The organism is Rhizobacter sp. P2_H2, assembly GCF_056403375.1.
In genome coordinates, this window is the sequence record NZ_JBFUFP010000478.1 from 1 (window position 1) to 4,016 (window position 4,016).

Below are 4,016 nucleotides of genomic sequence, written 5' to 3' on the forward strand. Positions count from 1 at the left end.
GATCTACACGCCGCCGCCCGGGCGCACCGCCGCCGACTACCGCGGGCTGGTGGTGGCCTGGCGCAACAACTCGGCGGTGCGGCTCTCGGACGTGGCCAAGGTGAGCGACGGCGTCGAGAACGTGCGCACGCTGGGTCTCTTCAACGGCCAGCCGGCGGTGATCGTGCTGCTGACGCGCCAGCCCGGCGCCAACGTGATCGAGACGGTCGACGGCGTGCGCGCGCTGCTGCCCGAGCTGCGCGCGCAGCTGCCGAGCGACATCGATCTGCAGGTGGCCTCCGACAGCACCAACTCGATCCGCGCCTCGCTGCGCGAGATCGAGGGCACGCTGGTGATCTCGGTGCTGCTGGTGGTGGTCGTCGTCAGCGTGTTCCTGCGCAGCCTGCGCGCGACCATCGTGCCGGCGGTCGCCACCGTGGTGTCGCTGCTCGGCACCTTCGGCGTGATGTACCTGCTGGGCTACAGCCTGAACAACCTGAGCCTGATGGCGCTGACGGTGGCCACCGGCTTCGTCGTCGACGATGCGATCGTCGTGCTGGAGAACACCAGCCGCCACATCGAGTCCGGCATGGACCGCTTCGAGGCGGCACTGGTCGGCGCGCGCGAAGTCGGCTTCACGGTGCTGTCGATCAGCCTGTCGCTGGTGGCSGTGTTYATCCCGCTGCTGTTCATGAGCGGGCAGATCGGCCGGCTGTTCCGCGAGTTCGCGGTGACGCTGTCGGTGGCGGTGCTGATCTCGCTGGCGATCTCGCTGACCACCACGCCGATGATGTGCGCCTGGCTGCTGAAGCCGGGCGGCCACGTGCGCAAGCCGCCGGGCCGGCTCGCCCGCTTCTCGGAGCGCGTGTTCGCCGGCGTCTTGCGCGGCTACGAGCACAGCCTCGACTGGGCGCTGCACAGCAAGGCGCTGGTGATGCTGATCCTGCTGGCGGTGATCGGCCTCAACGTCTACCTCTTCAAGGCGACGCCGAAGGGCTTCTTCCCGCAGCAGGACAACGGACAGCTGAACGGCGGCCTCGCGGCCGACCAGAGCATCTCGTTCGAGGCGCTGCAGGGCAAGCTGAAGCAGCTGGTCGACATCATCCATGCCGATCCGGCGGTCGACACGGTGGTCGGCTTCACCGGCGGCGGGCGCGCCGGCGGCGGCTTCATGTTCATCAACCTGAAGCCGGTCGGCCAGCGCAAGGACGGCGGCCAGGCGGTGATCGCGAGGCTGCGCCCGCAGCTGGCCACCGTGACCGGCGTGCAGCTGTTCCTGAACCCGGTGCAGGACCTGCGGGCCGGTGGCCGATCGAGCAACTCGACCTACCAGTACACGCTGAAGAGCGACAACATCGCCGACCTGCGCAGCTGGGCGCTGAAGCTGGCCGACCAGATGCGCACGAAGGAAGAGCTGGCCGACGTCGACACCAACCAGCAGGACAACGGCGTGCAGAGCTTCGTCGACATCGACAAGGCGACCGCGGCGCGGCTGGGCATCACGACGCGCGATGTCGACAACGCGCTGTACGACAGCTTCGGCCAGCGCCAGGTGGCCACCATCTACGACGAGCTGAACCAGTACCACGTCGTGATGGAGGCGGCGCGCAGCCTGACGCGCAGCCCGACCTCGCTGAACGACGTGTACATCCCGCGCAAGGCCGGCACCGGCGCGGCGACCACCGCGACGCTGTCGGTGAACCCGGCGCTGCGCGATGCCTCCAGCGGCTCGGCGCTCTCCAACACCGCGAACACGATGGTGCCGCTGCAGACGCTCGCGCGCTTCAGCGAGAGCGCGACCCCGACCTCGATCAACCACCAGGACGGCGAGCTCGCGACGACGGTGTCGTTCAACCTGCCCGAGGGCGTGAGCCTGTCGGACGCGCAGGCGGYGGTGAAGCAGGCCGAAGCCGACATCGCGATGCCGGCCAATGTGCGCGGCAGCTTCGCGGGCACGGCGCGCGGCTTCCAGGATTCGCAGGCGCAGCAGCCGCTGCTGATCCTGGCGGCGATCGTCGTGATCTACATCGTGCTGGGCGTGCTGTACGAGAGCCTGGTGCACCCGGTGACGGTGCTGTCGACGCTGCCGTCAGCGGGCGTCGGCGCGGTGCTCGCGCTGCTGATGTTCCGCATGGAGTTCTCGATCATCGCGCTGATCGGCGTGTTCCTGCTGATCGGCATCGTCAAGAAGAACGCGATCCTGATCATCGACTTCGCGCTCGAGGCCGAGCGCTCGCGCGGGCTGTCGCCGCTCGAGGCGGTGCGCGAGGCCTGCCTGCTGCGCTTCCGCCCGATCCTGATGACGACGCTGGCCGCAGGCCTCGGCGCACTGCCGCTGGCGATCGGCTTCGGCGAGGGCTCCGAGCTGCGCCAGCCGCTCGGCGTGGCCATCATCGGCGGGCTGATCGCGAGCCAGCTGCTGACCCTGCTTACGACGCCGGTCGTCTACCTCCTGCTCGACAAGCTGCGCCGCCGCAGCGCCGACGAGCGCCACCTGAGCCGCGGCACTGATGCCGCCGCTGCGCACGCATGACTCCACGCATGACTCCACGCATGACTTCGCGACTCACTCCCCTCGCGGCCGCGTTGCTGCTGCTGGCCGGCTGCGCGGTGACCCCGCGCTACCAGGTGCCCGACACCGCGCTGCCGGCGGGCTACAAGGAAGTGCCGGCCGCGGCCGAGGGCTGGCTGCCGGCGGCGCCCGCCGACGCGTTGGACCGCGGCCCCTGGTGGACGCTGTTCGGTGACGAGACGCTGAACACGCTCGCCGCGCAGGTCGAGGTGTCGAACCAGAACGTCGCGGCCGCGGTGGCCGCGTATGCGCAATCGCAATCGCTGGTGAAGGAGGCGCGGGCCTCGTTCTTCCCGAGCGTGAGCCTGAGCGGCGGCGCAACGCGCTCCGGCGGTGGCGCGCGCACGTCGACCGGCAACACCTACCAGGTGGGCCTGGGCGCAAGCTGGGAGGCGCCGCTGTGGGGCAAGCTGGAGGCGGGCGTCGACACCGCGACGGCGACGGCGCAGGCGAGCGAGGCCGACCTGGCGTCGGCACGGCTGTCGGCGCAGGCGGCGCTCGCGACCAACTACTTCTCGCTGCGCGAGGCCGACGCCGAGATCGACGTGGTGACGCGCACGGTCGAGGGTTTCACGCGCTCGCAGACGATCACGCAGAACCGCTACGACGCCGGCATCGCGCCGAAGAGCGACCTGCTGCAGGCGCAGACGCAGCTCGCGAATGCGCAGGCGGATCTCGCGACCTTGAAGCGCCAGCGCGCGGTGCTGGAGCATGCGATCGCGGTGCTGGTGGGCAAGGCGCCGTCGCAGTTCTCGTTGCCGCCGGCGGCCTGGCAGATGACGGTGCCGGCGGTGCCGCTGGTGGTGCCGTCGGAGCTGCTGCAGCGCCGGCCCGACATCGCCGGTGCCGAGCGCAGCGTGGCGTCGGCGAATGCGCAGATCGGCATTGCGCGCAGCGCGTACTTCCCGAGCTTGTCGCTGAGCGGCTCGTATGGGCAGCAGAGCAGCGCGGCGAGCCAGCTCTTCAATGCGAGCCAGAACCTGTGGTCGCTGGGCGTGTCGGTGGCGCAGACGATCTTCGATGCGGGGGCGACGCGGGCCCGCGTGGAAGGTGCCGAGGCGAGCCGAGATGCTGCTGTCGCCCGCTACCGGCAGACGACGCTCGCGGCGCTGGGTGCGGTGGAAGACCAGCTGTCGCTGGTGCGGATGCTGGCCGAGCAGTCGCCGCTGCGCCAGCAGGCCTCGAAGGCGGCGGACGATACCGAGGTGCAGACGCTGAACCGGTACCGCGCCGGGCAGGTCAGCTACCTGGAGGTGGCGACGGCCCAGTCATCGGCGCTGAGCGCGCGGCGGGCGCTGGTACAACTGCAAGTCGATCAGCAGCTGGCGGCGATCGGGTTGATCCAGGCGATGGGCGGTGGGTGGCACGCGAGCTGGGCAGCCAAGCCCGGATGACAATCCGGGTTGACGCAAGGAGACCTTCATGCCCGACTCCATCATCACCACCAAAGGCCGCACCACGGTCC

2 protein-coding genes are annotated in these 4,016 nt (G+C 70.1%); both read left to right on the forward strand.

The window, feature by feature from the left end; all coding sequences use genetic code 11:
• A partial coding sequence (locus AC1D15_RS20680) for an efflux RND transporter permease subunit (RefSeq protein WP_477827444.1) occupies nt 1-2,512 on the forward strand: 2,512 nt, incomplete at its 5' end.
• Between the two features lie 20 nt (nt 2,513-2,532).
• Entirely contained in the window at nt 2,533-3,945 is a 1,413-nt protein-coding gene (locus tag AC1D15_RS20685; protein ID WP_477827445.1) for an efflux transporter outer membrane subunit, read from the forward strand.
• The last annotated feature ends 71 nt before the right edge of the window (nt 3,946-4,016 follow it).

Excerpts from the sequence above, each read along its gene's own strand:
- AC1D15_RS20685 (WP_477827445.1), top strand. The coding sequence starts at position 2,533 with ATGACTTCGCGACTCACTCCCCTCGCGGCCGCGTTGCTGCTGCTGGCC.